We start from the raw sequence: 26,776 nt of genomic DNA, 5'->3' as shown, positions 1-26,776 counted from the left end.
AGCCCCGAAGGGTTCTTGTTCTAGCTGTGCGCTGGGGGGTTCTGACCTTCCGGCCCGGACCCCCGCGGCGCAGGAAGAACATTACCCGATGCCGGTCGGGGCTCCAAAACGGGTATCCGCGCGCAGGAGTGCGGGGAGTTCACCGAGGGAGACGATCCGGCGCGGCCCCACGGGCGGCTCGGCGGTCGCGTACGCCCCGCCCCGGTCGATCCACACCGACAGCAGCCCGGCCTCCGCGGCGCCCCGCCCGTCGATCTCGGGATGGTCGCCGACGTACGCGACCTGGTCGGGCGGCAGCGCCAGGGCCTCGCAGGCCGCCAGGAACGCGCCGGCCTCGGGCTTGGAGACACCCAGCTCGGCGGCGCACAGGACGGCCTCGAAACGGTCGTGGACGCCGAGGGCGCGCAGCTTGGGGTCCTGGACGTGCAGGCTGGAGTTGGACAGCACGGCGTGCCGGTGGCTGGCGGCGAGCGCGTCGAGGACCGGCAGGACGTCCGGGAAGAGGGACCAGGCGGACTCGTAGTGCACCAGGTAGCGCCGGAACCAGTCGTCGGCCTCGTCGTCGGTCAGCTCGCGCTCCAGGAAGATCCGGATGCGGTCGCGCCGCTGGGTCTCGAAGTCGACCTCGCCCGCGGCGAACCGGGCCCACTGGAGGTCGGTCACCTCCCGCCAGCGCAGCAGCGCCTCCTCCACGGAGGCGTACCCGGCGAGCAGCTCCTCGGCGAGGAGATGTGCCCGCATGCCTTCGCGGTCGGCGGAGGTGTAGTCGAAGAGGGTGTCGTCCACGTCCCAGACAACTGCTCGGATCGCCATGCAACCGACGGTACCGACAACGGCCGAGGGGCGGCACCCCGTACTTCGGGTGCCGCCCCTCGGCCTGGGTGGGACTACGCGGTGAGCTTCGCCAGGGCGGCGTCGATGCGGGTCAGGGTCGTCTCCTTGCCCAGGACCTCGAGGGACTCGAAGAGGGGCAGGCCGACCGTGCGGCCGGTGACGGCGACGCGGACCGGGGCCTGCGCCTTGCCGAGCTTGAGGCCGTGGGCCTCGCCGGCGGCCAGGACGGCCTCCTTCAGGGACGCGGCCGACGTCCAGTCGGCCGCGTCCAGCTTCTCGCGGGCGGTGCGCAGCAGGGCGTCGGAGCCCTCCTTCATCGCCTTGGCCCAGGAGGCCTCGTCGAAGACCGGCTCCGGCAGGAACAGGAAGTCGACGTTGTCGGTGATCTCCGACAGCACCTTCAGGCGGGTCTGCGCGTGCGGGGCGATCGCCTGCCACTTGGCCTCGTCGAAGGCCTCCGGGGTCCAGGGGGCGGCGGGGGCCTGCAGCCACGGGCGGCAGCGCTCGGTGAAGTCCTTCACGTCGAGCAGGCGGATGTGGTCGGCGTTGATCGCCTCGCACTTCTTGAGGTCGAAGCGGGCCGGGTTGGGGTTGACGTCGGTGACGTCGAAGGCCGCGACCATCTCCTCGACCGTGAAGACGTCCTGGTCGGCGGAGAGCGACCAGCCGAGCAGGGAGAGGTAGTTGAGCAGGCCCTCGGGGAGGAAGCCGCGCTCGCGGTAGAGGTTGAGCGACGACTGGGGGTCGCGCTTGGAGAGCTTCTTGTTGCCCTCGCCCATGACGTAGGGCAGGTGGCCGAAGGCCGGGGTCCGCTTCGCGATGCCCAGCTCGGTCAGCGCCTTGTACAGGGCGACCTGGCGGGGGGTGGAGGAGAGCAGGTCCTCGCCGCGCAGGACGTGGGTGATCTCCATCAGGGCGTCGTCGACCGGGTTGACCAGGGTGTACAGCGGGGCGCCGTTGGCGCGCACGATGCCGTAGTCCGGGACGTTCTCCGGGGTGAAGGTGAGCTCGCCGCGGACCAGGTCGGTGAAGGTGATCGTCTCGTCGGGCATCCGGAAGCGGACGATCGGCTCGCGGCCCTGGGCCCGGTACTCCTCGACCCGGGCGTCGGTCAGCTCGCGGCAGTGGCCGTCGTACCCGGAGGGCCTGCCGGCGGCACGGGCGGCCTCGCGGCGGGTGTCCAGCTCCTCCTGGGAGCAGTAGCAGCGGTAGGCGTGGCCGGCGTCCAGGAGCCGGTCGGCGACGTCCCGGTAGATGTCCATGCGCTGCGACTGGCGGTACGGCGCGTGCGGGCCGCCGACCTCGGGGCCCTCGTCCCAGTCGAAGCCGAGCCAGCGCATCGCGTCGAGGAGCTGGTCGTACGACTCCTCGGAGTCGCGGGCCGCGTCGGTGTCCTCGATGCGGAAGACCAGCGTGCCCTGGTGGTGCTTGGCGAACGCCCAGTTGAACAGGGCGGTGCGGACCAGGCCCACGTGCGGGTTGCCGGTGGGCGACGGACAGAAACGGACGCGAACTGAGGAACCTGCTGCGCTAGCCACGCTTGACAACCTTGTTGGTGAGAGTGCCGATGCCTTCGATGGTGACGGCGACCTCGTCGCCGACGTTGAGGGGGCCGACGCCGGCCGGGGTGCCCGTGAGGATCACGTCGCCGGGGAGCAGCGTCATCGCCTCGGAGATGTTGACGATCAGATCCTCGATGGAGTGGATCATCTCGCTGGTGCGGCCGAGTTGGCGCTGTTCCCCGTTGACCGTGAGCTGCACGGTGAGGTCGCCGGCGGCGGCGAGGTCCAGGTCCGTCTCCACCCAGGGGCCGAGCGGGCAGGAGGTGTCGAAGCCCTTGGCGCGCGCCCACTGCTTCTCGCGCCGCTGGACGTCGCGGGCGGTGACGTCGTTGGCGCAGGTGTAGCCGAAGATCACGTCCTCGACGCGCTCGCGCGGGACCTCGCGGCAGAGCCGGCCGATCACCACGGCCAGTTCGGCCTCGTGGTGCACCTCCTCGGAGAAGGAGGGGTACTGGATCTCGTCGCCGGGGCCGGTCACCGAGGTGGCGGGTTTGAAGAAGGCGAACGGGGCGTCGGGGACCTCGTCGCCCATCTCCCTGGCATGCTCGGCGTAGTTGCGGCCGAAGGCCACCACCTTGTTGGGGAGCACCGGGGGCAGCAGCCTGACCTTGCTCACCGGGACCTTCGTGCCGGAGAGTTCGAAGTCCGTGAACGGGATGCCCTTGATGATGTCCAGGACGAGCTCGTCCTGCTGGTCGCCCTCGACCGCGCCGAAGGCGACGTTCCCGTCAATGGAGAATCTGGCGATGCGCACGGGATGCTTGGCCCCTTGACCTTGACTGAGCTGGCTGGAGTCTGATGCTCCAGGCTAACGCGGCAGGGGGCGCGCGCCTCGCGCATCGCCCCGTGTACAGCACGGAGCGGCGCCCCCTGGTGAGAGGGGACGCCGCGGGACCGTTCCGGCCGCTCGGACTGCCTCCGGGGCCCTTGAGCATTTCGGGGCCGGTGCCCGTACCAGTCGGTGCCGGTACGGGAAGGCCGGTGCGGGAAGGAGGACTAGCTCGCGGCGCCGGCCGCGGACGGCATCTCCATGAGGACGGTGCGCCTGGGATTGGCGGTCTGGGCCGGGAGCTCGACGGTGTGCTCCTGCTGGACCGGCGCCTGCAGTTCGGCGGCGCCGTCGAGGTGGGCCAGCGTCGTGCGCCGCGGGTTGGCGATCTTGTGGAACATCGTCGTCTTCACTGTGTACTCGACCCTGTCCTGTTCACGGGCGTCCGACGGGGTCCGAGGACCGCCCCCTCGGGCGCGGGTTGTCTGTTGTGCCGTCTCTGTAAAGCGTCAGGCTAAACACGCGTTTCCCACCGACCGGCGTGAGGGACCGTCATATGCGTGTGAGTTTGCTCACGAATCGAGGGGCAAATCGCACAATCCGGGCCGCTTTCCCTTGGGAGTGAAACGGACATTGGACACCTGAAGCGGCCATTCCGCTCCCGATCATCGCGACTGGGACACCGCGTCGACCCCGGATCCGCCCAGCGCAATCACCCCTCTTGGCCCCCTTTGCCCGAGATCGCTTCCCACGCGCGGTGACCTCCCCTTCACCCCGTGTCATGTAGGTCACCGCATACCCCGTGGGCCTTGTTGGGAGATCCCGCACTGTGCTGGAATTCCAGCGACCGCCGCAGATTCCGATCCGGCGCACAAGGGGCGCGCGAACGCGCCGCCGTGGCGGTGAGCAAGGGGGAACCCGCGCCGGTCACTCACGACCGCCACGGGGGCGTATTCAGGGCGCCCCTATGGCGCCGACACCGTGTCCCGCCGTTCACGCGGAGGGGCGCCTGGTCCAGAGGTTGCGACGCTAGTGCAGGGACGTTTCAAGAGGGATGGCAGCGCTTCGGCGGAGCCGGAGCACGGCGGGAATGGCCCCATGGCCGTCGGCTCCTCGCCCCAGCACGCCCAGAACCAGGGCCCGGCCGTGAACGGTGAAGGCGGCGACCGCCCCGGCGCCAAGTCCGCGGGAGCGGAGGGTGCTCCCCCGGCCCCGTCGAAGCCTCCGAAGAACCCCACCGGCCCGGGGCCGCGCATAGCCCTGCGCAACTGGCGGATCTCCACCCGACTGGTGTCGCTGCTCGCGCTCCCGGTGGTCGCGGCCACCTCGCTGGGCGCCCTGCGTATCAACCAGTCGATGGACGACATCCAGCAGCTCGACAACATGAAGCTGCTGACCGACATGACCCAGCAGGCCACCGAGCTCGCCGCCGCGCTCCAGGAGGAGCGCGACCAGTCGGCCGGCCCGCTGGCGCACGGCGGCAAGGCCACCGACTTCGGGGTCAAGGGCCACCGCGAGAAGACCGACCGCGCCCGGAAGAACTTCCTCGACAGCTCCGAGGAGATCAACAACGCCAGCCGGGACGGCAATCTCACCGGTGTCCGCGACAACCTTGTCCAGCTCGCCGGCGACCTGGGCGACCTCGAGAAGATCCGCAACACGGCCTACGTGGCGGAGGGCAACTCCACCCAGACCGTCGAGGCCTACCACCGTCTGATCGAGAATCTGATCGGCCTCTCCCAGGACATGGCCGAGGCGACCAGCAACTCCGAGATGATCCAGCGCACACGCGCCCTGGGGGCCTTCTCCGCCGCCAAGGAGTACGCGTCGATCCAGCGCGCGGTCCTCGCGGCGGCCCTGCCCGCCAACAACACCAGCTTCGGCGACCTCGCCGAGAACGACCGGCTCTACGCCGAGTCCGCGCTGGAGAGCCAGAAGTCCGAGGTGCGCAGCTTCAAGAGCATCTACGGCGAGGACCCGGCCACCGAGCTGCTGCTGCCCATCGAGGACGGCAACGCCACCATCCAGGCCACCGACAAGTACGCGAGCCGTGCCCTGGTGTCGGCCGGCGGCCTGGAGTCGATGGACAAGCGGTCCTACCGGGACTGGCTGGACGACAGCTCCACCAAGCTCCAGCAGATGAAGAACGTCGAGCACACGCTGCTCGAGGAGATGGAACAGAAGGCCCGTGAGCTGCGCAGCGCCACCGAGCGCGACGCGATCATCTCCGGTGCGCTGATCCTGATCGTGCTCGGTGTCTCGCTGGTCGGCGCCTTCGTCGTGGCCCGCTCCATGATCCGCTCGCTGCGCCGCCTCGAGGACACCGCGACCAAGGTCGCCCAGGAACGTCTGCCCGAGCTGGTCAAGCAGCTGTCCGAGGCCGACCCGCAGGACGTCGACACGTCCGTGGAGTCGGTCGGTGTGCACTCCCGGGACGAGATCGGCCGTGTGGCCGCGGCCTTCGACGACGTGCACCGCGAGGCGGTCCGCCTCGCCGCCGAGCAGGCCCTGCTGCGGGGCAACGTCAACGCGATGTTCACCAACCTCTCGCGCCGCTCCCAGGGTCTGATCCAGCGCCAGCTGTCGCTGATCTCCGAACTGGAGTCCCGCGAGGCCGACCCGGACCAGCTGTCCTCGCTGTTCAAGCTGGACCACCTCGCCACCCGTATGCGCCGCAACGGTGAGAACCTGCTGGTTCTCGCGGGTGAGGAGCCCGGACGACGGTGGACCCGCCCGGTCCCGCTGGTCGACGTGCTCCGTGCCGCCGCCTCCGAGGTGGAGCAGTACGAGCGCATCGAACTGGCCTCCGTGCCGGGCACCGAAGTGGCCGGCCGGGTCGTCAACGACCTCGTCCACCTGCTCGCCGAGCTGCTGGAGAACGCGACGTCGTTCTCCTCCCCGCAGACCAAGGTCAAGGTCACCGGGCACGCGCTGCCCGACGGCCGGGTGCTGATCGAGATCCACGACACCGGTATCGGTCTGTCGCCGGAGGACCTGGCCGCGATCAACGAGCGGCTCGCCTCGCCGCCCACCGTGGACGTCTCCGTCTCCCGCCGCATGGGTCTGTTCGTGGTCGGCCGGCTGTCGCAGCGGCACGGCATCCGCATCCAGCTCCGCCCGTCCGACTCCGGTGGTACGACCGCGCTGGTCATGCTGCCCGTGGATGTCGCCCAGGGTGGCAAGAAGCCCCAGGGCAAGCCCGGCCAGCCGGGTGGCGGCGGTCCCGCGGCCGCGCAGGCCGCGGCCGGTGCCGCGGCGGCCCGCCGGGCCGCCGGCGGCGGTCAGTCGGGCGGCGGCTCCCTCGGTGCCGGTCAGTCCGGCGGTGGTCTGCTCGGCGCGGGCCAGGGTCCGCGGGCGGCCCTGCCCGGACGGGACGGCCAGGGCCGGCCGGGTGCCCCGGGAGGGGCGCGCGGCCAGCAGGGCCAGCCGGGCAGGTCGTCCGCTCCCTCGCTGTTCGAGCAGGGCGGCGCTCCGTCACAGGGCCGTCCGGCCCCGGCCGGCGCGGGTGCCGGCTACGGCGGCCAGGCTCCGGGTGCCCCGCAGGGGATGCAGTCCCCGGGTCAGGGCGGTGCACAGGGCCAGGACCTGTTCGGTGGCGGCCGGGGCGACATGCCCCAGCAGCGGGGCAACGGCAACGCCGAGCGCGGCCGTCGGCCGCAGCTGCCCCCGCGCGACAACGGTCCGCGCGCCGAGCTGCCCGGCGACCAGCAGCCGCGGGTGCCGAGCTGGGGCGACGAGAACGCCCAGCCGCCGGTGCCCCGGGCACCGCTGGACGCCCCGCGCGGCCACGACGAGCCGGACGCCGCCCGGACGAACGCCATGCCGCGGTTCGACGACCAGCACGGTGTCGGCGCGACGGCCGAGATGCCCAGGTTCGACGACCGGCAGGGCTCCGGCGCTCCCCGTCACGGCGCTCCCGGCGGCGACGCCCCGCAGCACACCGGTCAGTACGGCCGGCCCGGTGCGGACGGCGCCCAGGACCCGGACCAGTTCGTCCGCGGTGACCTCTACGGCGCCCCGGCGGACCTCTACAACGGACAGGGCAACGGTCAGAACCCCTCCCACACCGGCCAGTTCCCGGGCCAGCAGGGCTATGACGCCAAGGCCTACGGCAACGGCTCGTACGACAACGGTTCCACCGGTCAGTACCCGGCCCAGCAGGGCCAGGGCGACGGCGCTCCCGCGCGGTACCCCGCCCCGGAGCGCCCGAACCTCGCGGACCCGGCCTCCACCGGCCAGTTCGAGCGTCCCCGGACGAACGGGACGCAGGAGGGCGGCCAGGGCAGCCGGCGTCCCGCGGCCCCGCAGCAGCGTCCGGACCGTCCCCAGCTGGAACAGGGAGCCGCCCCGCAGCGGCCCGACAACGGCCGCGGGCAGAGCGACGCCTGGGCACTGCCGCCGGCGTCCGGTCCCGGCGACGGGCGCACCCCGCTGTACGACACCCTGGAGACCAACTGGTTCCATGGTGCCCGGGAGGAGGAGCAGGGCAATCCCCCGGCTCCGGCCCAGCAGCAGCCGCAGCAGCCGCAACAGCAGTCACCGCAGCCGCCGCAGGGGCCCACCGGCCCGCAGCGGTCCGCTGCCACCACCTGGCGCAGCTCGCCCAACGACGAGCTGGTCCGGCAGGCCGAACGCGTCCGGCAGCCGGCCGCGGGCGGCGTCACCACCTCAGGCCTGCCACGCCGGGTGCCCAAGGCGAACCTCGTCCCGGGCACGGCTCAGCAGCAGTCCCACCAGAGCGGTCCGCAGGTCTCCCGTGCGCCCGATGACGTGCGCGGCCGGCTGACCAATCTCCGTCGAGGTATCGCACAGGGTCGTCAGGCCGGTTCGTCCACCCAGACCGGCAGCTTCCCCCGACCCACTCACCAGCAGGAGCGTTAGTTGAGCCCGATGAGCCAGGCGGCACAGAACCTCAACTGGTTGATCACCAACTTCGTGGACAACACCCCCGGGGTGTCCCACACCGTCGTCGTGTCCGCCGACGGACTCCTTCTGGCGATGTCCGAAGGATTTCCCCGCGACCGCGCGGACCAGCTCGCGGCCGTGGCATCGGGACTGACCTCCCTGACCGCCGGCGCCTCCCGCATCTTCGAAGGCGGCGACGTCGCACAGACGGTCGTCGAGATGGAGCGGGGTTTCCTCTTCCTCATGTCCGTCTCGGACGGTTCGTCCCTGGCCGTCCTGGCTCACCCCGAGTGCGACATCGGCCTCGTCGGCTACGAGATGGCACTCCTGGTCGACCGCGCGGGAGCGGTCCTCACCCCGGACCTGCGGGCTGAGCTACAGGGAAGTCTGCTCCACTGATCGGCCCCGGCACCACCCGTCTCACCAAATCACCGTCCGGCCGCCACATTCCCCCCACCGGCCCCGTCAGACGGCTTGACCGACCGACTTGCTGTCCCGCCCGGAGGATCCATGACCCCGCCCACCGCCTCTCATGATCCGTACGCGGAGCCGTACGAGGACGAGGGCGACCAGCCACTGGTCCGTCCCTATGCGATGACCGGTGGCCGGACCAGGCCGCGCTATCAGCTCGCCATCGAGGCACTGATCAGTACGACGGCCGATCCGGCAGCGCTCATGGGGCTCCTGCCGGAGCACCAGCGCATCTGCCATCTGACCCGTGAGGTGAAGTCGGTCGCCGAGGTCTCGGCGCTCCTGAACATGCCGCTGGGCGTGGCCCGGATCCTGGTGGCAGACCTCGCGGAGGCGGGTCTCGTCGCCATCCACCAGCCGGGTGGCGACGAGACCACCGGCGCACCGGACGTGACACTGCTCGAAAGGGTGCTCAGTGGACTTCGCAAGCTCTAGCGGCGGGACGGTCTCCGAAAGCCGTTCCACCACCTCCGCGAAGATCGTGGTGGCGGGCGGCTTCGGCGTGGGCAAGACCACGTTCGTCGGTGCCGTGTCGGAGATCAACCCCCTGCGTACCGAGGCCGTGATGACCTCCGCCAGCGCGGGCATCGACGACCTCACGCACACCGGAGGCAAGACCACCACGACGGTGGCCATGGACTTCGGCCGTATCACCCTGGACCAGGACCTGATCCTGTACCTCTTCGGTACACCCGGCCAGGACCGCTTCTGGTTCATGTGGGACGACCTGGTGCGCGGCGCGATCGGCGCGGTCGTCCTGGTGGACACCCGCCGGCTGGCCGACTGCTTCCCGGCCGTCGACTACTTCGAGAACAGCGGACTTCCGTTCGTCGTCGCCCTCAACGGCTTCGACGGACAGCAGCCCTACCAGCCGGAAGAGGTGCGTGAGGCCCTGCAGATCGGGCCCGACGCCCCGATCATCACCACCGACGCCCGGCACCGCTCGGACGCCAAGAGCGCGCTGATCACCCTGGTCGAGCACGCCCTCATGGCGCGCCTGCGGTAGTAAGGCGGCCGGGCCGTACGGCAGGTGCCGTAGATATGCCGGGGCCTGCTGTGTCCTTGGACACGGCCGGCCCCGGTGTTCATAACGTTTCGGGAGAGGAATCGGCCGGGGTCGCCACGCGACGCGTTCGATCCGTACCGCTGCGCGCACGACCGCCCCGTCATTTGATGGGGCTCACTCTTTTTGACCGTTTTATCTGCGGTTTACATCACGCCGGAACCTTCCCTTCCGTTGTTTGGAAGAGAACTGGTCGGCATGCTGGAATGCCTGGACTGCCCTTTGGTCAAAGACGCACTCAGCAGTCGTTGGCCCGCCGGGCTCTGAGACACTGCGGCACGACGTTGGTGCCGACCCGCTGAGAGGTTGTTGGTCGAGTGAGGCGAAGCCCGCGAAGTCCCGAGCCGTCGGCCCGGGGCAACTTCACCCCGCCGCCGCGCGCAGCGGCCCCCGTGCACGACACGGAACCGACGGCCGCGCCCGCCCCGAGCGGCGGCCGCCTCTCCCCCCGCAACTGGCGGGTGGCCACCAGGCTGAACGCGATCCTGCTCATACCCGTGCTGGTCGGCCTCGTCATGGGCGGCTTCCAGGTGAAGGGCTCGATCGACACCTGGCAGGAGGCCGAGGACGCCGAGAACACCGCCCGTCTGGTGCGGGCCTCCCTCACGTACGCCGACGCCCTCTATCTGGAGCGTGACCTCACCGCGGCTCCACTGCTGCAGGGCGAGGGCCAGGACGACCCGACCGTCGTCAAGGCGCGTGCCGCGACGGACCAGGCCGCCGACGACTTCGACGCCGCGGCCCAGTCCATGCCGGACAAGCCCGGCCTGCAGCGCCGGCTGGAGCTGCTGCGCGAGGCCGAACCCGGACTCGCGCAGCTGCGCGAAGCCGCGTACACCTCCGAGCTCAAGGGGGTGGAGACCGAGGAGGGCTACGTCCGGGTGGCCAACCCTCTGATGCAGTTCGCCAACGAACTCGGTCTGGGCACCGGCAACATCACCAGTTACGGCCGTACGGTCTACGCGATCTCGCTGTCCAAGGCGGCGGTGTCGCTGCAGCGGTCCATCGGTACGCATCTGCTGGTGAAGCCCGGTCCCACCGACAGCCAGCTCGCCAGCCAGCGCGTCGCGCTCTCGTCCTACGCCTACCTCGAGGGCATCGCCGTCCAGGAGTACACGGGTGGCGGCACCGAGACCGACGTCAACAACCTGGCGCAGACCCGTAAGGACATCGAGGCCGACGGCGCGGCCCTGGCCAGGGAGAACTCCGCCTCGGACCCGGACTACGTGCCGCCGCCCGAGGAACCGGTCACGCTGGTCACCGAGGTCGCGCGGCTCAATACCACGGACCCGGCCGCCCGCACCGAGATGGCCGGCCGCGGCATCACCGCCGAGAACTACTGGGCGGTCAACACCCTCAAGTTCGACGGCTACCGCGAGATCGAGGCGGACCTCGCCGACACCGCGGTGGAGGACTCGGCCGCCATCGCCAGTGACGCGCAGCGCGACGCCTTCGTCACCGGTGGCGCCGTCGTGATCGCCCTGCTCGCCGCGTTCGTCCTGGCCGGCATGGTGGCCCGCCAGATGAGCCGCTCCATGCGCCAGCTGCGCAACGCCGCCTTCGGCATCGCCGAGCAGCGGCTGCCGATGCTGGTCGACCAGCTCTCCCGTACCGACCCCGGCCGGGTCGACACCCGGGTCGCTCCGATCCCGATCAACTCCACGGACGAGATCGGCGAGGTCGCCCGTGCCTTCGACCAGGTCCACCGCGAGGCCGTACGGCTCGCCTCCGAGCAGGCTCTGCTGCGGGGCAACATCAACGCGATCTTCACCAACCTCTCGCGCCGCAACCAGTCGCTGATCGAGGGCCAGCTGACCCTGATCACCGGCCTGGAGAACAACGAGGCCGACCCGGACCAGCTGGAGCACCTCTTCAAGCTGGACCACCTGGCCACCCGCATGCGCCGCAACGGCGAGAACCTGCTGGTCCTCGCCGGTGAGGAGCCGGGCCGCCGCTGGGACCAGCCGGTTCCGCTGGTCGACGTGCTGCGCGCCGCCTCCTCCGAGGTGGAGCAGTACGAACGCATCGAGTTGTCCGGCGTCCCCGAGGCCGAGATCCACGGCCGTGCGGTGACCGACCTCGTGCACCTGCTGGCCGAGCTCCTTGAAAACGCGACCACGTTCTCCTCGCCCCAGACCAAGGTCCTTGTCACCGCGACCCGTCTTCCCGACGGCCGCGTGATGATCGAGATCCACGACAAGGGCATCGGCCTGACCGCCGAGGACTTCGCGGACATCAACCACAAGCTGGCCAACCCGCCGACCGTGGACGCCGCGATCTCGCAGCGCATGGGTCTGTTCGTGGTCGGCCGGCTGTCCGGCCGGCACGGCATCCGGGTCCAGCTGCGCCCCTCGGGCGAGCAGGCCGGTACGACCTCGCTGGTCATGCTGCCGGACGCGATCGCCCATGGTGGCGGTGGCGAGACGCAGCCCGCCCCCGACGAGTTCACCGTCTCCCAGATCATCCCGGAGCAGAACGCCTACCCGGGCGAGGACTTCAGCCGGCAGCAACAGCAGCAGCTGCGCACGGCGGCGGAGCTCGGCTTCGACGACAGCCGCTACGAGGTCCCGGACGACCTCCGCGACCTGGACCCGGTCGGCCGTTCCCTGACCCGCGAGGAGCGCCGGGCGGCCCTGGATCCGCAGAGCGAGCCGCCCGCACTCTCCGGCCCGCGGGCGCCCGGCGAGCCGGACGGCTCCGAACAGGCCGCCCGCCCCGACGAGTTCGCCGCCTCCCCGCAGGGCTACGGCGACGGTCAGGATGTCACCGACTCCCAGACCTTCGAGGGCGCACCGGCCGGTTACCCGGAGCAGGAGCAGGCCGGTTTCGACCAGCAGGCGTACGGCAACGGGCAGCAGGCGCAGTACGAGGGACAGCAGCAGGCGTACGGCGAGTCGTACTACGCACCGGGCGCCCACCTGCCGCGGGACGACTCCTTCTCCTCGAACGGCGGTTACCCGGACGGCTCCTACGCGGAGCCGGTCCAGGACGATCGCACGACGGGCGGCCGGACCGGCCCGGGGGAGTTCCCGGCCTTCGGTGAGCAGCGTCCGCAGGACGACTGGCCGCAGCAGGACGGCTACCGGAACGGCTACCCCACGGCGTCCCCCCAGGCGGAGTCCGCCCCGGCCGCTGACGCGACGGCGCAGGACAGCGTAGGCTTCGACCGTCCGGGTCCGGCCGACTCCGCCTCCCACGAGCTGACCGACGCCGGGCTTCCGCGCCGTGGAGCCTCCACGGGCGGCGCCGGTGACAAGCAGCGTGCGCACCAGGGGCCCCCGGCTCCGGGTCCCGCCGCCACCTCGGCTCCGGCCCAGCAGGGCGACGGCGACAGCTCCTGGCGTTCGTCGAACGACGAGCGCTGGCAGCAGGCGTCCTCGTTGCGGAGGCCCAAGGCGGGCGGGGTGACCCCGTCCGGGCTGCCGCGGCGTGTTCCCAAGGCCAACCTGGTCGAGGGCGCCGCCGAAACCACCCCTCAGGGAGGCCCCCAGGTCTCCCGCGCCCCGGAGGACGTCCGGGGCAGGCTGAGCAACCTGCGGCGCGGCGTACAACGAGGCCGCAACGCGGGCAGTGAAACGAACGGCCAGGCCACCGGGAATCACCGCAGTGGTCCTGACAGCACCTACAACCAGGAGCGTTAGTGTGAGCCCGATGAGCCAGGCGGCACAGAACCTGAACTGGTTGATCACCAACTTCGTGGACAACACCCCGGGGGTGTCCCACACGGTGGTGGTCTCCGCCGACGGACTCCTTCTGGCGATGTCCGAAGGATTTCCCCGCGACCGCGCGGACCAGCTCGCGGCCGTGGCCTCCGGGCTGACGTCGCTGACGGCAGGCGCCTCCCGGATCTTCGAGGGCGGCAGCGTGAACCAGACGGTGGTGGAGATGGAGCGGGGGTTCCTGTTCCTCATGTCCATCTCCGACGGTTCCTCACTCGCCGTTCTCGCACATCCCGATGCGGACATCGGTCTCATCGGCTACGAGATGGCCCTCCTGGTCGACCGTGCCGGTACGGTCCTGACCCCGGACCTTCGCGCGGAGCTCCAGGGGAGCCTGCTCAACTGACAAACGGACGGTGCGGTTTCGCGTCCCGTGGCCGTAAGGTCTGGGGACGCGGCTTCCACGTGATGGATGCCAGGCACAGCCGGAGGAGGAGAAAAGTGGCTACACCACCAGACGGATCGTCTACGGGCAACTGGTCGTACGACCCCGCACAGGGGCACGACGACGGTTCCCGGAACCGGTACGGCTACCCCTCTTCGCCGGACCACGGCCATCCGTACGCGCGGCAGGGCCCCGGTCCTTCGCCGTACGAGCAGCCGCATGCGCCGCACATCCAGCCCGTGCAGCCGCAGCGCCGCACCCCCGAGCCGACGCCCGCCGGGGCGTCGAACAATCCCCTGGTGCGCCCGTACGCCATGACGGGCGGCCGCACCAGGCCGCGGTACCAGCTCGCCATCGAGGCGCTGGTGCACACCACCGCGCAGCCGCACCAGATGCAGGGCCAGTTGCCCGAGCATCAGCGGATCTGCCACCTCTGCCGGGAGATCAAGTCGGTGGCCGAGATCTCGGCCCTGCTGACCATCCCTCTCGGTGTGGCCAGGATTCTCGTCGCCGACTTGGCGGAGGCAGGACTGGTCGCCATCCATCAGCCCGGCGGCGACGAGAGCGCCGGCGGCCAGCCAGACGTGACACTGCTCGAAAGGGTGCTCAGTGGACTTCGCAAGCTCTAGCGGCGGTCCTTCCCGCTCCACCACCTCCGCGAAGATCGTGGTGGCGGGCGGCTTCGGCGTGGGCAAGACCACGTTCGTCGGCGCTGTCTCGGAGATCAACCCGCTGCGTACCGAGGCCGTGATGACGTCCGCTTCAGCGGGCATCGACGACCTCACCCACACCGGGGACAAGACCACCACGACGGTGGCCATGGACTTCGGCCGTATCACCCTGGACCAGGACCTGATCCTGTACCTCTTCGGTACACCCGGCCAGGACCGCTTCTGGTTCATGTGGGACGACCTGGTGCGCGGCGCGATCGGCGCGATCGTGCTCGTCGACACGCGGAGGCTCGCCGACTGCTTCCCGGCCGTCGACTACTTCGAGAACAGCGGACTTCCGTTCGTCATCGCGCTCAACGGCTTCGACGGACAGCAGCCCTACCAGCCGGAAGAGGTGCGTGAGGCCCTGCAGATCGGGCCCGACGCCCCGATCATCACCACCGACGCCCGGCACCGCTCGGACGCCAAGAGCGCGCTGATCACCCTGGTCGAGCACGCCCTCATGGCGCGCCTGCGGTAGTAAGGCGGCCGGGCCGTACGGCCGGCGAACACGGGAGAGTCCCCCCACCGGTCCGGTGGGGGGACTCTCCCGTGTCGTTCTCCGTGTCGTGGTGCGGCCCTGCGGCCCCGCCCGGGGGGGCGGACGCGTGCAGGGGGCCCACCCGGGCGGGTGGGCCCCCTGCGGGGCGTGCTCGTGGGCTCAGCGCCAGCTGTGCGGGGCGCGGAAGCCGGGCTCGCGCTCGAGGCGGCGCCAGCCGGCCCTGGCGCGGCCGGGGTGGGCCGGGGCGTCGTGGGCGGGGCGGGCGGCGGCGCGGGCGAGGAGGATCGCGGTGATCGCGGCGACTTCCTCGGGCCCGGCGTGGCCCTTCTCGACGCGGATGTCAGGTGTGCTCATGGGTGTCAGTCTCCCTGGGAGAGAGGTCCGCGGGGTTGCCGCGGCGGGTCCGCCGGGTTACCGGGGCGGGTTGCTCGGTCCGGCCGTCTACTGCGGCGGGTTGCCGTGTTTGCGGGAGGGCAGGTCGGCGTGCTTGGTCTGCAGCATCGCCAGGGAGCGGATCAGCACCTCGCGGGTCTCGGCGGGGTCGATGACGTCGTCGACCAGACCGCGTTCGGCCGCGTAGTAGGGGTGCATCAGCTCGGACTTGTACTCCTTGACCATGCGCGCCCGCATGGCGTCCGGGTCCTGGGCGTCGGCGATCCGGCGGCGGAAGATGACGTTGGCCGCACCCTCCGCGCCCATGACGGCGATCTCGTTGGTGGGCCAGGCGTAGGTGAGGTCGGCGCCGATGGACTGGCTGTCCATGACGATGTAGGCGCCGCCGTACGCCTTGCGCAGGATCAGCGAGATCCTGGGGACCGTCGCGTTGCAGTAGGCGTAGAGGAGCTTGGCGCCGTGGCGGATGATGCCGCCGTGTTCCTGGTCGACGCCCGGGAGGAAGCCGGGGACGTCCAGGAAGGTGAGGATCGGGATGTTGAAGGCGTCGCACATCTGGACGAAGCGGGCGGCCTTCTCGGACGCCTCGATGTCCAGCACGCCGGCCAGCGCCTGGGGCTGGTTGGCGACGATGCCGACGACCTGGCCGTCCATCCGGGCCAGCGCGCAGACGATGTTCCGCGCCCAGCGCTCGTGGACCTCGAGGTACTCGCCGTCGTCGACGATCTCCTCGATGACCTTGGTCATGTCGTACGGGCGGTTGCCGTCGGCCGGGACCAGGTCCAGCAGGACCTCGCTGCGACGCTCGGCCGGGTCGCCGTTCTCGGTCCTCGGGGGGTTCTCGCGGTTGTTCTGGGGGAGCAGCGAGAGGAGGTAGCGCACCTCGGCGATGCACGTCTCCTCGTCGTCGTAGGCGAAGTGGCAGACGCCGCTGGTCTCGGCGTGCACGTCCGCGCCGCCCAGGCCGTTCTGGCTGATCTCCTCGCCGGTGACCGCCTTGACGACCTCCGGTCCGGTGATGAACATCTGCGACGTCTCGCGGACCATGAACACGAAGTCGGTGAGGGCGGGGCTGTAGGCCGCGCCGCCCGCGCACGGGCCGAGCATCACGCTGATCTGCGGGATGACACCGGACGCCTTGGTGTTGCGCTGGAAGATGCCGCCGTAGCCGGCGAGCGCCGAGACGCCCTCCTGGATCCGGGCGCCCGCACCGTCGTTGAGGGAGACCAGCGGCGCGCCCGCCGCGATGGCCATGTCCATGATCTTGTGGATCTTGGTGGCGTGGGCCTCGCCCAGCGCGCCGCCGAAGATCCGGAAGTCGTGGGCGTAGACGAAGACCGTGCGGCCCTCCACCGTGCCCCAGCCGGTGATCACACCGTCCGTGTACGGCTTCTTCTCCTCCAGACCGAACCCGGTCGCCCGGTGCCGGCGCAGCTGCTCGACCTCGCGGAAGGAGCCCGGGTCCAGCAGCAGTTCGATGCGCTCCCGGGCGGTCAGCTTGCCCTTGGCGTGCTGCGCCCGGGTCGCCTTCTCGCTCGGGCCGGTCAGTGCCTGGGCACGGATCTCGTGCAGTTCGGCAACGCGTCCGCGCGCGTCGGTCGGCTCACCCGGTGCGTCATCCAAAACGGTCATGCTGCGACCTTACGAAGCCCACCCGGGAATGCGAGCCGTCGACTCCTCACAGTCTCGGGGGTGTTTTCCTGGTAGCACCGGACAGAACCATGGCGGAATGCAACCGTTCCGACTGCTCGGAGTGCTTTCCGCTTGTAGGGGTCGCACAAAGGCGTCACCTGAGAGTCGCCCCACATTCCTCGGCGGCGCGTACCTCCACGGGAGTGACGCGCGACCACGGATCAGCCGAAGCGGTTCAGGAGTCTGCGGTGGAGGCCGGGGGCGAGGGCGCGTACCCGGGGCTGGAGGGTGAGCCAGGCGGGGACGTGGGCGTCGTCGCGGCCCCGGGAGACGGCGTCCCAGAGCGCGCCCGCGACCCGGCCGGGCGAGGTGGGGCGCGGGTGGGAACGATGGTACGGCCTGCCGCGGCGGGCGAAGAAGCCCGTCTCGACGGGGCCGGGCACGACGAGCGTCACCCCCACACCCGTCCCGCGCAGTTCCTGCCGGAGCGCCTCGGCGAAGGCGGCGAGTCCGGCCTTGGCGGCGGAGTACACCGCTTCCTCCCGTACGCCCACGGCGCCGGCCACCGAGCCGACGAGCACCACCCGGCCGCTGCCGGCCGCCACCATGGAGGGCAGCACCTCCCGTACGAGGTGCAGCGTCGCGCTGAGATCCAGGAACAGCACCCGGTCGATGTCGGTGTGCGGCATGGTCAGGAACGGTCCGGCCCAGCCGATGCCCGCCCCCGCGACCAGCACGTCGATCCGTCCGGTCTCCCGCAGCGCGGCCTCCGCCAGCGTTTTCGCACCCTCCGGTGCGGCGAGGTCGGCGGGCAGGAGGACCGCCGAGGTGCCGGACGCCGTCTGCTCCAGCCGTCGCCGGTCCTGGCCGCTGAGCAGCAGCTGCCAGCCCTCGGCGGCGAAGCGCCGCGCGGTGGCCGCGCCGATGCCCGAGGACGCGCCGGTGACGAGGGCGACGCGCCGGTCCGTGCGGGGCGGCGGCCCCTGACCGCGCGCCGCCTCCGGCACGGAGGTGAAAACGACGGCACGGGCGGCACCGCCTTCGGGGCCCGCCGGGGGGTCGTAGGTGGAACCGGATCCGGTGGTGGTCACGAGTCGGTCTCCCATGCGCTTGTCGCTGCTGGTCCTCGTCGTCCAGGACACCCCCACCCCGGTGCGCCGCGCCAGTGCGGGAGCCCGTCCGCCCGGCCTGCTGCGACACGCGCCGTTCCCCGTCGGCGGGCGGTGTCCCGGCTCCCGGCGCCCGGTACGCCGCGCCGCAGGACCACTCCTGCGTGCCGCGGGATACGGCCGGCCGGGCGTACGGGCGGGCACGGGGCCGGTCCGCCGGGATACGAAGGGGGCACGTCCCTTTCGTATCCCGGTCCGTCCGGCCCCGTGGCGAGGTCACCATGCGTCTGCTGCTCGTCCACCCCAGCGCCCTGATGTACTCCGAGATCTTCCTCCGCCTCGAACCACTCGGTCTGGAGCGGGTGGCGGGCGCCGCCCGTGCGGCCGGTCACGAGGTCCGGGTCGTCGACCTCCAGGTGCGGGGCGTGAACCGGCTGCGGGACGAGGTGCGGTCCTTCCGCCCGGAGGCACTGGGCATCTCGCTGAACTATCTGGCGAACGTCCCCGAGGCGATCGCGCTGGCCGCGCGGGTGAAGCGGGAGGTGCCGGGCTGCTTCGTGTTCCTCGGCGGGCACAGTGTCTCGTTCGTCGCCGAGGAGGTTCTCGCGCAGGCGAAGGGCGCGGTCGACGCGGTGGTCCGCGGGGAGGGGGAACCGGCGGTCGCACCGCTGCTGGAGGCGGTGCGCGACGGCGGGGTGGAGGGTGTGCCGGGCGTCGTCACGACGTCCGGGCACGGACCCGCGCCACTGATGCTGCACAGCATCGACGGGCCGCTCCCGGCCCGTGATCTGATGCGCAACCGGCGCCGCTACTTCATCGGCGAGCTCGACCCGTGCGCCTCCGTCGAGTTCACCCGCGGCTGCCCCTGGGACTGTTCGTTCTGCTCGGCGTGGACGTTCTACGGCCGCAGCTACCGCAAGGCCTCGCCCGAGGCGGCGGCGGAGGACCTGGCGAGCATCCGCGAGCCGAACGTGTTCATCGTGGACGACGTGGCCTTCATCCGGCCCGAGCACGGGAACGCCATCGCCGCCGAGGTGGAGCGGCGCGGCATCCGCAAGCGGTACTACCTGGAGACGCGCTCCGACGTCCTGCTGCGCCATCCCGAGGTGTTCGAGCGGTGGGCGCGGCTGGGGCTGCGCTACATGTTCCTCGGCATGGAGGCGATCGACGCCGAAGGGCTCGACCTGTACCGCAAGCGGGTCAGCCCCGACGAGAACCTGAAGGCGCTGGAGACGGCCCGCCGGCTGGGCATCAGGGTCGCCGTGAATCTGATCGTGGACCCGGCCTGGGACGAGGAACGCTTCCGTGTGGTGCGCGAGTTCGCGCTGGCCGTGCCGGAGATCGTGCACTTCACGGTGATGACGCCGTATCCGGGTACGGAGATCTGGCACACCGAGTCGCGCCGGCTCACCACCCGCGACTACCGCCTCTTCGACATCCAGCACGCGGTGGTGCCCACCACGCTGCCGCTGGAGCGCTTCTACGAGGAGCTGGTGCGGACCCAGGCGGTCATCAACCGCAAGCACCTGGGACTGCGCACGGCGTTCGGCGCGGCGCGGGTGCTCACCCGCAACCTGTTGCACGGGCAGACGAACTTCGCCCGCATGCTGTGGAAGTTCCACCAGGTCTACAACCCGCGCCGGCAACTCGCCGACCACGCGCGGCCGGTGCGCCACGAGCTGCCGCTCCCCCAGCGCCTCGACGTCGGTGACCGGCGCAGGCTGTACGTCCACACCCGGGGGGCGACCGGGGGCGCGCCGACCGGCCGGACCCCGGACTAGCCCGCGCGGGGCCCTTCCGTCATGGCGATCGCCGTTCTCGCCTCGCTCGCCGCCGGTGTCTGTTTCGCCGTCGCGGGGGTCGTGCAGCAGTGGGCGGCGGCCACCCGGCCGGACGCGGAGGCGCTCACCGCACGGCTGCTGGCTCATCTGGCACGGGATCCGCTGTGGCGGTGCGGGATCGGGCTGGCCGTGGTGGCGTACGGATTCCAGTCGCTGGCGCTGGCGTTCGGACCGCTGAGTCTGGTGCAGCCGCTGATCGTCGCCGAACTGGTCTTCGCGGTCCCGCTGTCGGCACGGCTGCACCGGCTGCGGCTGGGCCGGCGGGAGTGGTTCGGCACGCTCGCGGTCGCGGCGGGCCTGGCCCTGGCCCTGCTCTCCGCCCGCCCGCACGGCGGCGACCCGCGGGCGGCCGGCCCGCTGTCCTGGCTGACGGCCGTCGGTGCGACCGCGGCCGTGGTGTGCGGCGCGCTCGTGACGGCGCGGGTCCTGACGGGCCCCTGGCGCGCTTCGGCGACGGCGCTCGCCGCGGGGGCGGTGATGGGCACCCAGTCCGTCCTGCTGGCCGCGACGGTGGACCGGCTCCGGCACGGGCTGCTCACGGCCCTGACCGCTTGGCAGACCTACGCGCTCGTCGCGGCCAGCGTGGGCGGCCTGCTGCTCATCCAGAGCGCCTTCCAGCAGGGCCCGCTGGCCGCGAGCATGACCGTCCTCGACGCGACGGAGCCGGTGGTCGCGGTGACCCTGGGCGTGCTCCTCTTCGGCGAGACGGTCCGCACGGGCTGGCCGGTCTCGGCGGTGACGGTGGCGGGGCTGGCACTGGTGGCGGCGGGCATCGCGGCCCTGGACACGTCGGCGGTGGTCATGGCACTGCACGGGCGGCGCGGGAGGGACGGGCGGGACCGGACGGCATGAGCGGGCCCGGCACCTTCTTGGCGCGTTCCCGGGTCGCGCGGGATCCAGGACTCACTCCCGCTCGGTCGTGAGGCACGGGCGGGACCAGACCGGGAGGAGGTCCTCCTCGAGCACGCGGTCCCAGGTGGGGTGGCAGGTCCTGGACGTCGCCACCGCCCGGCGCCGTACGGCCTCCCGTACGGCGGGGCCGTCGGTCAGCGGGCGCAGGGCGTCCGCCCAGGTCCGTGGGTCGTCGGCCGGGACGACGATGCCGTCCCGGCCCGGTGCGGCCAGCCAGCGGGTGGTGTGCGCGCCCTCGGGCAGCACGACCGCCAGGCCGCACGCCATCGCCTCGGCGACGACGTTGCCGCTGGTCTCCGTGCGGGACGGGAAGGCGAAGATGTCGCAGCCCGCGTACACCCGTGCCAGCCGGTCCTGCGGAAGCGGCCCGAGCAGGGTGACGTCCGGGCCGAGCGAGCGGCGTACGGTGTCCTCCTCGGCGCCCGAACCCGCCACGACCAGGTGCGCGGGGCTGCCCCCGGCGCGCAGCAGCCCGATGCTCTCGGCCAGCAGCGGCACGCCCTTGGTGGCGTCCAGCCGGCCGGCGAACAGCACCAGCGGGCGGCCGTCCGGTACGCCGTACTCGCCCACCAGCCGGGCCCGCGCGGTGGGGTCGGGCCGGAAGAGGTCGTGGTCGACGCCCCGGCGCAGCAGGGCGACCCGGTGCGGGCCGAGGGTGTGGGCGAGTTCCGCTCGCGCTTCCGGGGTCGGGACCAGGACGCGTTCGCAGGGGTCCAGCAGCCGGTCCCGGAGCCGGCGCAGCACGGTCTCGGCCTGTCCCGCGAGCAGGTCGTCCACCCTCGGATGACGACCGGGCAGCAGTCGCCCGGCCAGATAGCGGGCGTAGACGGAGGCCAGCAGCGGTACGTCGGTGTGCACGGAGCCGATGAGCCGGGGCCGGGGGGCGGAGCGCCGGGCGGCACGCTGGTCGAGCCGTACGGCGGTGGCGGCGAAGGCGAAGCTGTGGGTCAGGTGCCAGACGTCGTGCCGGGGCAGCAGGGCCGCGAGACGCGGGTGGTACGGCGCGAGGTCGCAGACGTCCTCCGCGTCGTCGGCCGACCGCACGGCCGCCGAGCTGAGCACCGGCCGGAGCATGACGAACCGGACGTGCGGGGACAGGGGCTCGACCCGCTCGCGCTCACCGAGGAAGTAGAGGGTCAGGTCGAGGGGTGTGCCGCCACGGTCGTCGGGCACCCGGCCCGGGAGGCGGGCGGCACTCCGGGCGAAGTGCTCCCAGCACTTCACCTGGCCGCCCGACGTGTCGCGCCGCAACAGCTCCACCAGGACCGCTACCGAAGGCACGGGGGGCGGGTACCACGCGTTCCGGTGGTCCAATCCCGCCGCTCCCACCAAAGATGTTGAAAATTGAAGGGAATGGGTCTACGGTAGACCTCGTCGAGTTAGTTGAACATTCAACGTGATCTCTCAGGAGGAACACCATGGGCGTCTTCGGCCGCAAGGACAAGGACACCGCCACCGCGACCCCCGCCGCGGTCAGCCCGGACCTGGCCGCACTGACCGGCGAGTACACGATCGATCCCGCGCACAGCACGTTCGGCTTCGTCGCCCGGCACGCCATGGTCACCAACGTCAAGGGCGGCTTCCAGGACTTCACCGGCACGCTGCACCTCGACGGCACCGACCCGTCCAACTCCACGGCCACCATCGACGTGGTGATGGACAGCATCGACACGGGCAACGCCGACCGTGACGGCCACCTGAAGAGCGCGGACTTCTTCAAGACGGACGAGTTCCCGACGATGACCTTCCGCACCACCGAGGCGGAGGCCCTCGGCGGCGACGACTACCGCGTCACCGGCGACCTGACCATCCTGGGCACCACCCGGCCGCTCACCATCGACCTCGAGTTCAACGGCGCCGCGAAGGACCCCTTCGGCAACGAGCGCGTCGGCTTCGAGGGCAAGGCGGAGATCCTGCGCTCCGAGTGGGGCCTGACCTGGAACGCGGCCCTGGAAACGGGCGGCGTCCTGGTCTCCGACAAGATCAAGCTGAACTTCGACGTCTCGGCGATCAAGCAGGCGTGAGCTTCGCCGCCCTCCTCGGGGACACCTGAGTTCACCACGGCAGCGGTCCGGAGCCCGACACGGCGTCCGGGCCGGCGCCTGCCGGGCCATGCGCCCGGCCGCGAACCCGCTCCCACCGCGTGCACCACCGCACCCACCCACCGCAAGCCGCCGGGCCCTGCCGGCGTGCGGGCAAGGCGCCGCCGCGTGCCGCCGGCCACGCAGCACACCCCACACCACGGGCGTGCCCGGGCCAACCGCTCCCTCCAGCCGCGCGCACTTCTCCCCCGTGCCGGAGCGAGCCGGGCCGGGGGTGGGCCGCAGGCCCGTCGCCGAAGGCGACGCGGAGCACCCTTCACCCTGCTCGCGGAAGCACGACACCGGCCGGGAAGCGCGCGGCCCCGCGGCCACCCGCCCGCCCACGGCGCCGCCGTCGCCCCTGCGCCGCCGTCCGCGTCAGAAACCTCCGCCGAAGTCCCCTCCGCCGAAGCCGCCGCCCCCGAAGTCACCGCCGAAGTCACCGGGGTCGAAGTCGGCACCGGAGACGTCGCCGCCGCCGTACCCGCCGAAGTCGCCGTAGCCGGCGCCGTAGTCGGCACCGTAGGCGGGGCTCGCCATCATGCTGCCGAGCATCGTGCCGACGAGCAGACCGGGCAGCATGCCACCGCCGAAGTAGCCGCCGGCCCAGGGACCGTAGGCCGGTCCCGCCTCCCAGTAGGGGCGGCGGCCGAAGTCGGTGTCGACCTCGCGGACCACCGGCTCCAGGCCGTCGGCCAGGCGGGCCCGGTCGGCGGCGCACACCGGCACCTCCCGCGCGGTGCCGCTCGGCGGCGTCCAGTGGGCGTCCGCGACCGACGGGCCGTGACGCGGGTCGAAGAAGCAGGGCGGACGGCGTTCCGGCAGCGGCCGGCCCTCACGGCGTGCGGCGAGCGCGGCCAGCGCGAAGCGGCCGTCCTCCACGGCCTGGGTGACCGCCCGGACGTCCTCCGGCCTGCCCGCCCCGTCCATCAGGTGCTTGGACAGCTCGTAGGAGTCCAGCGCGCGCTCGTAGTCCGCGCGCATGGCGTCGTCGGCGCGGGGCTCGCCGGGATGGAAGTCGAGCCGGTCGAGCTCCTCGCCGAACGCGGTGATGTCCTCGTCGACCACGACCCGCAGCTTCTCCAGCGCGGCCCGCTGCTCCTCCTCGTGGCGCTTGCGGTTGCGGCGGACCACGGCGTACGCGCCCGCGCCGCCCACCGCCACCACCGCGCCGACGGTGATCAGCCCGCCGACCGGCACCTCGCCGCCGCCCTCGTTCCAGGAGGCGGGTGCCGAGCCACCGAGGTTGCGCAGGGCGTCGTCGACGAAGTCGTTCAGCTGGGCCTTGGCGTCGCCCGCGCCCTGCGCGGAGGTGACCAGGTTCTCCACGCCCTGACGGCTCAGCACGCTGCTGTCGGCGCGTGCGTCGAACTCGTCACCGAGGCGGACGCCGTACAGACCGGTGATCCCGGTCTCGGTACGCAGGTTCTGGAAGAGGTTCTCGGTGGGGTATCCGGCCGGGAGAACCGCGACGAAGACGGGTTTGTCCGCCTCCTCGATCTTGTCCGCGAGGGCCTCGGCGTCCGACTCGGACAGGATGCCGGTCGCCTCGGGATCGACGTAGACGGGGCTCTCGCGCAGGGCCTGGGCCACGGTCGAGAGGTCGGTGGCCGCGTGCGCGCCCGGCGCCCCGGCCATCAGGACCGCCAGAACGGCGGCCACCGGCACGATCAGCAGGCGTACGAGGGTACGCGTCAGCGCGTCCTTCATATGTTCGAAGCTACCCGAACCGGGCCGGAAACGGACATCCGGTCCGGCAGGGATTTCCCGTACGGCCCGCGCGCCCCGTACGGCCCGCGCATCACCACGCGGCACCGCACGCCGCACGGGCCGTCCCTGCCGGACCGGACCCGTCGCCATCAGGCCGCCGGTTCGACCCCGGCGCGCAGCAGGCCGTACGTGTACGCGTCCTCCAGCGCCTGCCAGGACGCGGCGATGACGTTGTCCGCGACGCCCACCGTCGACCACTCCCCCGCACCGTCGGACGTGGAGATCAGGACCCGGGTGGTGGACTGGGTGCCGTGCTTGCCCTCGAGGATGCGGACCTTGTAGTCGACGAGCTCCAGTTTGGCGAGCTGCGGGTAGATCCGCTCCAGGGCGACGCGCAGGGACCGGTCCAGGGCGTTGACCGGGCCGTTGCCCTCCGCGGTGGCGACGATGCGCTCGCCCTTGGCCCACAGCTTCACCGTGGCCTCGTTGGCGTGGGTGCCGTCGGGGCGGTCCTCGACGATGGCGCGCCAGGACTCGACGTCGAAGTACTTCAGCGGCCTGCCCTCGGCCTCCGTGCGCAGCAGGAGTTCGAAGCTCGCGTCGGCGGCTTCGTAGGTGTAGCCCCTGAGCTCGTGTTCCTTGACCCGCTCCACGACCCGGCCGACCAGTTCGCGGTCGTCGCCGAGGTCGACGCCGAGCTCCTTGCCCTTGAGCTCGATGGAGGCGCGGCCGGCCATGTCGGACACCAGCATCCGCATGGTGTTGCCTACCTGCTCGGGGTCGATGTGCTGGTACAGGTCGGGGTCGACCTTGATCGCGGAGGCGTGCAGGCCGGCCTTGTGGGCGAAGGCGGAGACGCCCACGTAGGGCTGGTGGGTGGAGGGGGTCAGGTTGACCACCTCGGCGATGGCGTGCGAGATGCGCGTCATCTCCCTCAGCCGCCCCTCGGGCAGGACCTGCCGGTCGTACTTGAGTTCCAGCGCGGCCACCACCGGGAACAGGTTGGCGTTGCCGACGCGCTCGCCGTAGCCGTTGGCCGTGCACTGCACGTGGGTGGCGCCCGCGTCGACCGCGGCGAGGGTGTTGGCGACCGCGCACCCGGTGTCGTCCTGGGCGTGGATGCCGAGCCGGGCGCCGGTGTCGGCGAGCACCGTGGCGACGACGGCCTGGATCTGCGCGGGGAGCATGCCGCCGTTGGTGTCGCACAGGACGACGACGTCGGCGCCGGCCTCGGCGGCGGCGCGGACGACGGACTTGGCGTACTCGGGGTTGGCGCGGTAGCCGTCGAAGAAGTGCTCGCAGTCGACGAAGACCCGGCGCCCCTCGGCCTTGAGGAAGGCCACGGTGTCACGGACCATCGCCAGGTTCTCGTCCAGGGTGGTGCGCAGGGCGAGTTCGACATGGCGGTCGTGGGACTTGGCGACCAGCGTGACGACCTGCGCACCGGAGGCGAGGAGCGCCCTGACCTGCGGGTCCTTCTCGGCGGTGGTGCCGGCTCGGCGGGTGGCGCCGAAGGCGACCAGCTGGGCGTGCCGGAAGTCGATCTCCTGCTGGGCGCGGGCGAAGAACTCGGTGTCGCGCGGGTTCGCGCCGGGCCAGCCGCCTTCGATGAAACCCACGCCGAAGTCGTCCAGGTGCCGTGCGATGGCCAGCTTGTCGGCGACGGTGAGGTTGATGCCCTCACGCTGGGCACCGTCGCGCAGGGTGGTGTCGAAGACGTGGAACGAGTCGTCGGGCTCGCTGGTTGCGGTCATGGTCTGAAGGCTCCTGATGTCGGATCTCGGTCTACCGGAATGACCGGTTCCACCGCCCCCCATGGTCCCTCGCGCCCGGTCCCCGGCTTGAGGTGGGCCAGGAAACAGAAAAACCCCTCGCGGGTGCGAGAGGTCTGCGCGCGGGTCGAGGACGACGGTGTCCGCCCGTACGTTGTCGTACGTGCGGTCACTGCGGACCGGCGCGCCTGCTGCCAATAATCGTGGCGAACGAGAGCACGGGGGAAGTCTGGCACAGAGCGGTCCCGCGATCACCGTCCGTCTCAGGATGCGGGCGCTGGGTGTCCGGCCCGCGGTGTCCGGCCGCGGCGACCGGCGGCCCGGGACCGGGAAAGCGGGGGCGGCGGGCCCGGGACCGGGAAAGCGGGGGCGGCGGGCCCGGGACCGGGAAAGCGGGGGCGGCGGG

Annotated in this window: 21 protein-coding genes; 11 read left to right on the top strand and 10 right to left on the bottom strand. The window is 71.7% G+C overall.

Annotated features, from left to right (window positions below):
* Window positions 1-81: 81 nt before the first annotated feature.
* The 4 genes from TU30_RS11205 to TU30_RS11190 form a co-directional block, all read right to left on the bottom strand.
* Window positions 82-813 (bottom strand): HAD family hydrolase, encoded by a 732-nt coding sequence (locus tag TU30_RS11205; RefSeq protein ID WP_042167998.1) that lies wholly within the window; start codon window positions 811-813, stop codon window positions 82-84.
* Window positions 814-887: 74 nt separating this feature from the next.
* Window positions 888-2,372, bottom strand: coding sequence for a glutamate--tRNA ligase (gene gltX, locus TU30_RS11200; RefSeq protein ID WP_078878226.1), 1,485 nt, complete (start codon window positions 2,370-2,372; stop codon window positions 888-890).
* A complete protein-coding gene (locus tag TU30_RS11195) occupies window positions 2,365-3,150 on the bottom strand; it encodes a fumarylacetoacetate hydrolase family protein (protein WP_042167991.1) in 786 nt (261 codons plus the stop codon). Before TU30_RS11195 ends, gltX begins: the two co-directional genes overlap by 8 nt.
* Before the next feature lie 242 nt (window positions 3,151-3,392).
* The gene (locus TU30_RS11190) at window positions 3,393-3,566 is read right to left on the bottom strand and encodes a hypothetical protein (protein WP_107068431.1); all 174 of its coding nucleotides are present in this window, start codon (window positions 3,564-3,566) and stop codon (window positions 3,393-3,395) included.
* A gap of 631 nt (window positions 3,567-4,197) precedes the next feature.
* Between TU30_RS11190 and TU30_RS11185 the strand changes: the two genes are divergently transcribed.
* From TU30_RS11185 to TU30_RS11150, 8 genes are all read left to right on the top strand, one after another.
* Window positions 4,198-8,046, top strand: coding sequence for a nitrate- and nitrite sensing domain-containing protein (locus tag TU30_RS11185; RefSeq protein ID WP_042167986.1), 3,849 nt, complete (start codon window positions 4,198-4,200; stop codon window positions 8,044-8,046).
* Between the two features lie 9 nt (window positions 8,047-8,055).
* Window positions 8,056-8,469 carry a roadblock/LC7 domain-containing protein gene (locus TU30_RS11180; protein WP_005479910.1) on the top strand — a complete coding sequence of 138 codons (414 nt, stop codon included), beginning with the start codon at window positions 8,056-8,058 and terminating at the stop codon, window positions 8,467-8,469.
* 111 nt (window positions 8,470-8,580) lie between these two features.
* Window positions 8,581-8,976, top strand: coding sequence for a DUF742 domain-containing protein (locus TU30_RS11175; RefSeq protein WP_042167979.1), 396 nt, complete (start codon window positions 8,581-8,583; stop codon window positions 8,974-8,976).
* A complete protein-coding gene (locus TU30_RS11170) occupies window positions 8,957-9,547 on the top strand; it encodes an ATP/GTP-binding protein (protein WP_042167976.1) in 591 nt (196 codons plus the stop codon). The genes TU30_RS11175 and TU30_RS11170 overlap by 20 nt, the downstream gene beginning before the upstream one ends.
* Before the next feature lie 374 nt (window positions 9,548-9,921).
* The gene (locus tag TU30_RS11165; RefSeq protein WP_042167974.1) at window positions 9,922-13,245 is read left to right on the top strand and encodes a nitrate- and nitrite sensing domain-containing protein; all 3,324 of its coding nucleotides are present in this window, start codon (window positions 9,922-9,924) and stop codon (window positions 13,243-13,245) included.
* A gap of 10 nt (window positions 13,246-13,255) precedes the next feature.
* Window positions 13,256-13,669 (top strand): roadblock/LC7 domain-containing protein, encoded by a 414-nt coding sequence (locus TU30_RS11160; RefSeq protein WP_042168317.1) that lies wholly within the window; start codon window positions 13,256-13,258, stop codon window positions 13,667-13,669.
* A 95-nt stretch (window positions 13,670-13,764) separates the two neighbouring features.
* Complete coding sequence (locus tag TU30_RS11155; RefSeq protein WP_042167971.1) at window positions 13,765-14,337, top strand: DUF742 domain-containing protein; 573 nt, start codon at window positions 13,765-13,767, stop codon at window positions 14,335-14,337.
* Entirely contained in the window at window positions 14,318-14,899 is a 582-nt protein-coding gene (locus TU30_RS11150) for an ATP/GTP-binding protein (RefSeq protein WP_042167969.1), read from the top strand. Before TU30_RS11155 ends, TU30_RS11150 begins: the two co-directional genes overlap by 20 nt.
* A gap of 180 nt (window positions 14,900-15,079) precedes the next feature.
* On the opposite strand, the gene TU30_RS11145 is transcribed toward TU30_RS11150, so the two are convergent.
* The 3 genes from TU30_RS11145 to TU30_RS11135 form a co-directional block, all read right to left on the bottom strand.
* Window positions 15,080-15,274, bottom strand: a complete 195-nt coding sequence (locus TU30_RS11145) for an acyl-CoA carboxylase subunit epsilon (RefSeq protein WP_042167967.1) — start codon at window positions 15,272-15,274, stop codon at window positions 15,080-15,082.
* An 87-nt stretch (window positions 15,275-15,361) separates the two neighbouring features.
* Window positions 15,362-16,945 carry an acyl-CoA carboxylase subunit beta gene (locus tag TU30_RS11140; RefSeq protein WP_042167965.1) on the bottom strand — a complete coding sequence of 528 codons (1,584 nt, stop codon included), beginning with the start codon at window positions 16,943-16,945 and terminating at the stop codon, window positions 15,362-15,364.
* 221 nt (window positions 16,946-17,166) lie between these two features.
* A complete protein-coding gene (locus TU30_RS11135) occupies window positions 17,167-18,036 on the bottom strand; it encodes an SDR family oxidoreductase (protein WP_052479778.1) in 870 nt (289 codons plus the stop codon).
* 299 nt (window positions 18,037-18,335) lie between these two features.
* On the opposite strand from TU30_RS11135, the gene hpnR reads away from it, so the two are divergent.
* On the top strand, window positions 18,336-19,835 hold the full coding sequence (gene hpnR, locus TU30_RS11130) for a hopanoid C-3 methylase HpnR (RefSeq protein WP_042167963.1): 1,500 nt from the start codon (window positions 18,336-18,338) through the stop codon (window positions 19,833-19,835).
* Between the two features lie 21 nt (window positions 19,836-19,856).
* Window positions 19,857-20,747 (top strand): DMT family transporter, encoded by an 891-nt coding sequence (locus TU30_RS11125; RefSeq protein WP_052479776.1) that lies wholly within the window; start codon window positions 19,857-19,859, stop codon window positions 20,745-20,747.
* Window positions 20,748-20,798: 51 nt separating this feature from the next.
* On the opposite strand, the gene TU30_RS11120 is transcribed toward TU30_RS11125, so the two are convergent.
* Window positions 20,799-22,088, bottom strand: a complete 1,290-nt coding sequence (locus TU30_RS11120; RefSeq protein WP_042168311.1) for a glycosyltransferase — start codon at window positions 22,086-22,088, stop codon at window positions 20,799-20,801.
* 137 nt (window positions 22,089-22,225) lie between these two features.
* Between TU30_RS11120 and TU30_RS11115 the strand changes: the two genes are divergently transcribed.
* Complete coding sequence (locus TU30_RS11115; RefSeq protein ID WP_042167961.1) at window positions 22,226-22,831, top strand: YceI family protein; 606 nt, start codon at window positions 22,226-22,228, stop codon at window positions 22,829-22,831.
* A 435-nt stretch (window positions 22,832-23,266) separates the two neighbouring features.
* On the opposite strand, the gene TU30_RS11110 is transcribed toward TU30_RS11115, so the two are convergent.
* Both TU30_RS11110 and cimA read right to left on the bottom strand, forming a co-directional pair.
* Complete coding sequence (locus tag TU30_RS11110) at window positions 23,267-24,598, bottom strand: hypothetical protein (protein WP_042167959.1); 1,332 nt, start codon at window positions 24,596-24,598, stop codon at window positions 23,267-23,269.
* Window positions 24,599-24,747: 149 nt separating this feature from the next.
* Window positions 24,748-26,352: a citramalate synthase gene (gene cimA / locus TU30_RS11105; protein WP_042167957.1), complete on the bottom strand. Its 1,605-nt coding sequence runs from the start codon at window positions 26,350-26,352 to the stop codon at window positions 24,748-24,750.
* Window positions 26,353-26,776 lie beyond the last annotated feature (424 nt).

Origin of the sequence: Streptomyces sp. NBRC 110035, assembly GCF_000829695.1 — a bacterium.
GTDB lineage: Bacteria > Actinomycetota > Actinomycetes > Streptomycetales > Streptomycetaceae > Streptomyces.
This window is presented reverse-complemented; position numbering and strand designations above follow the sequence as displayed.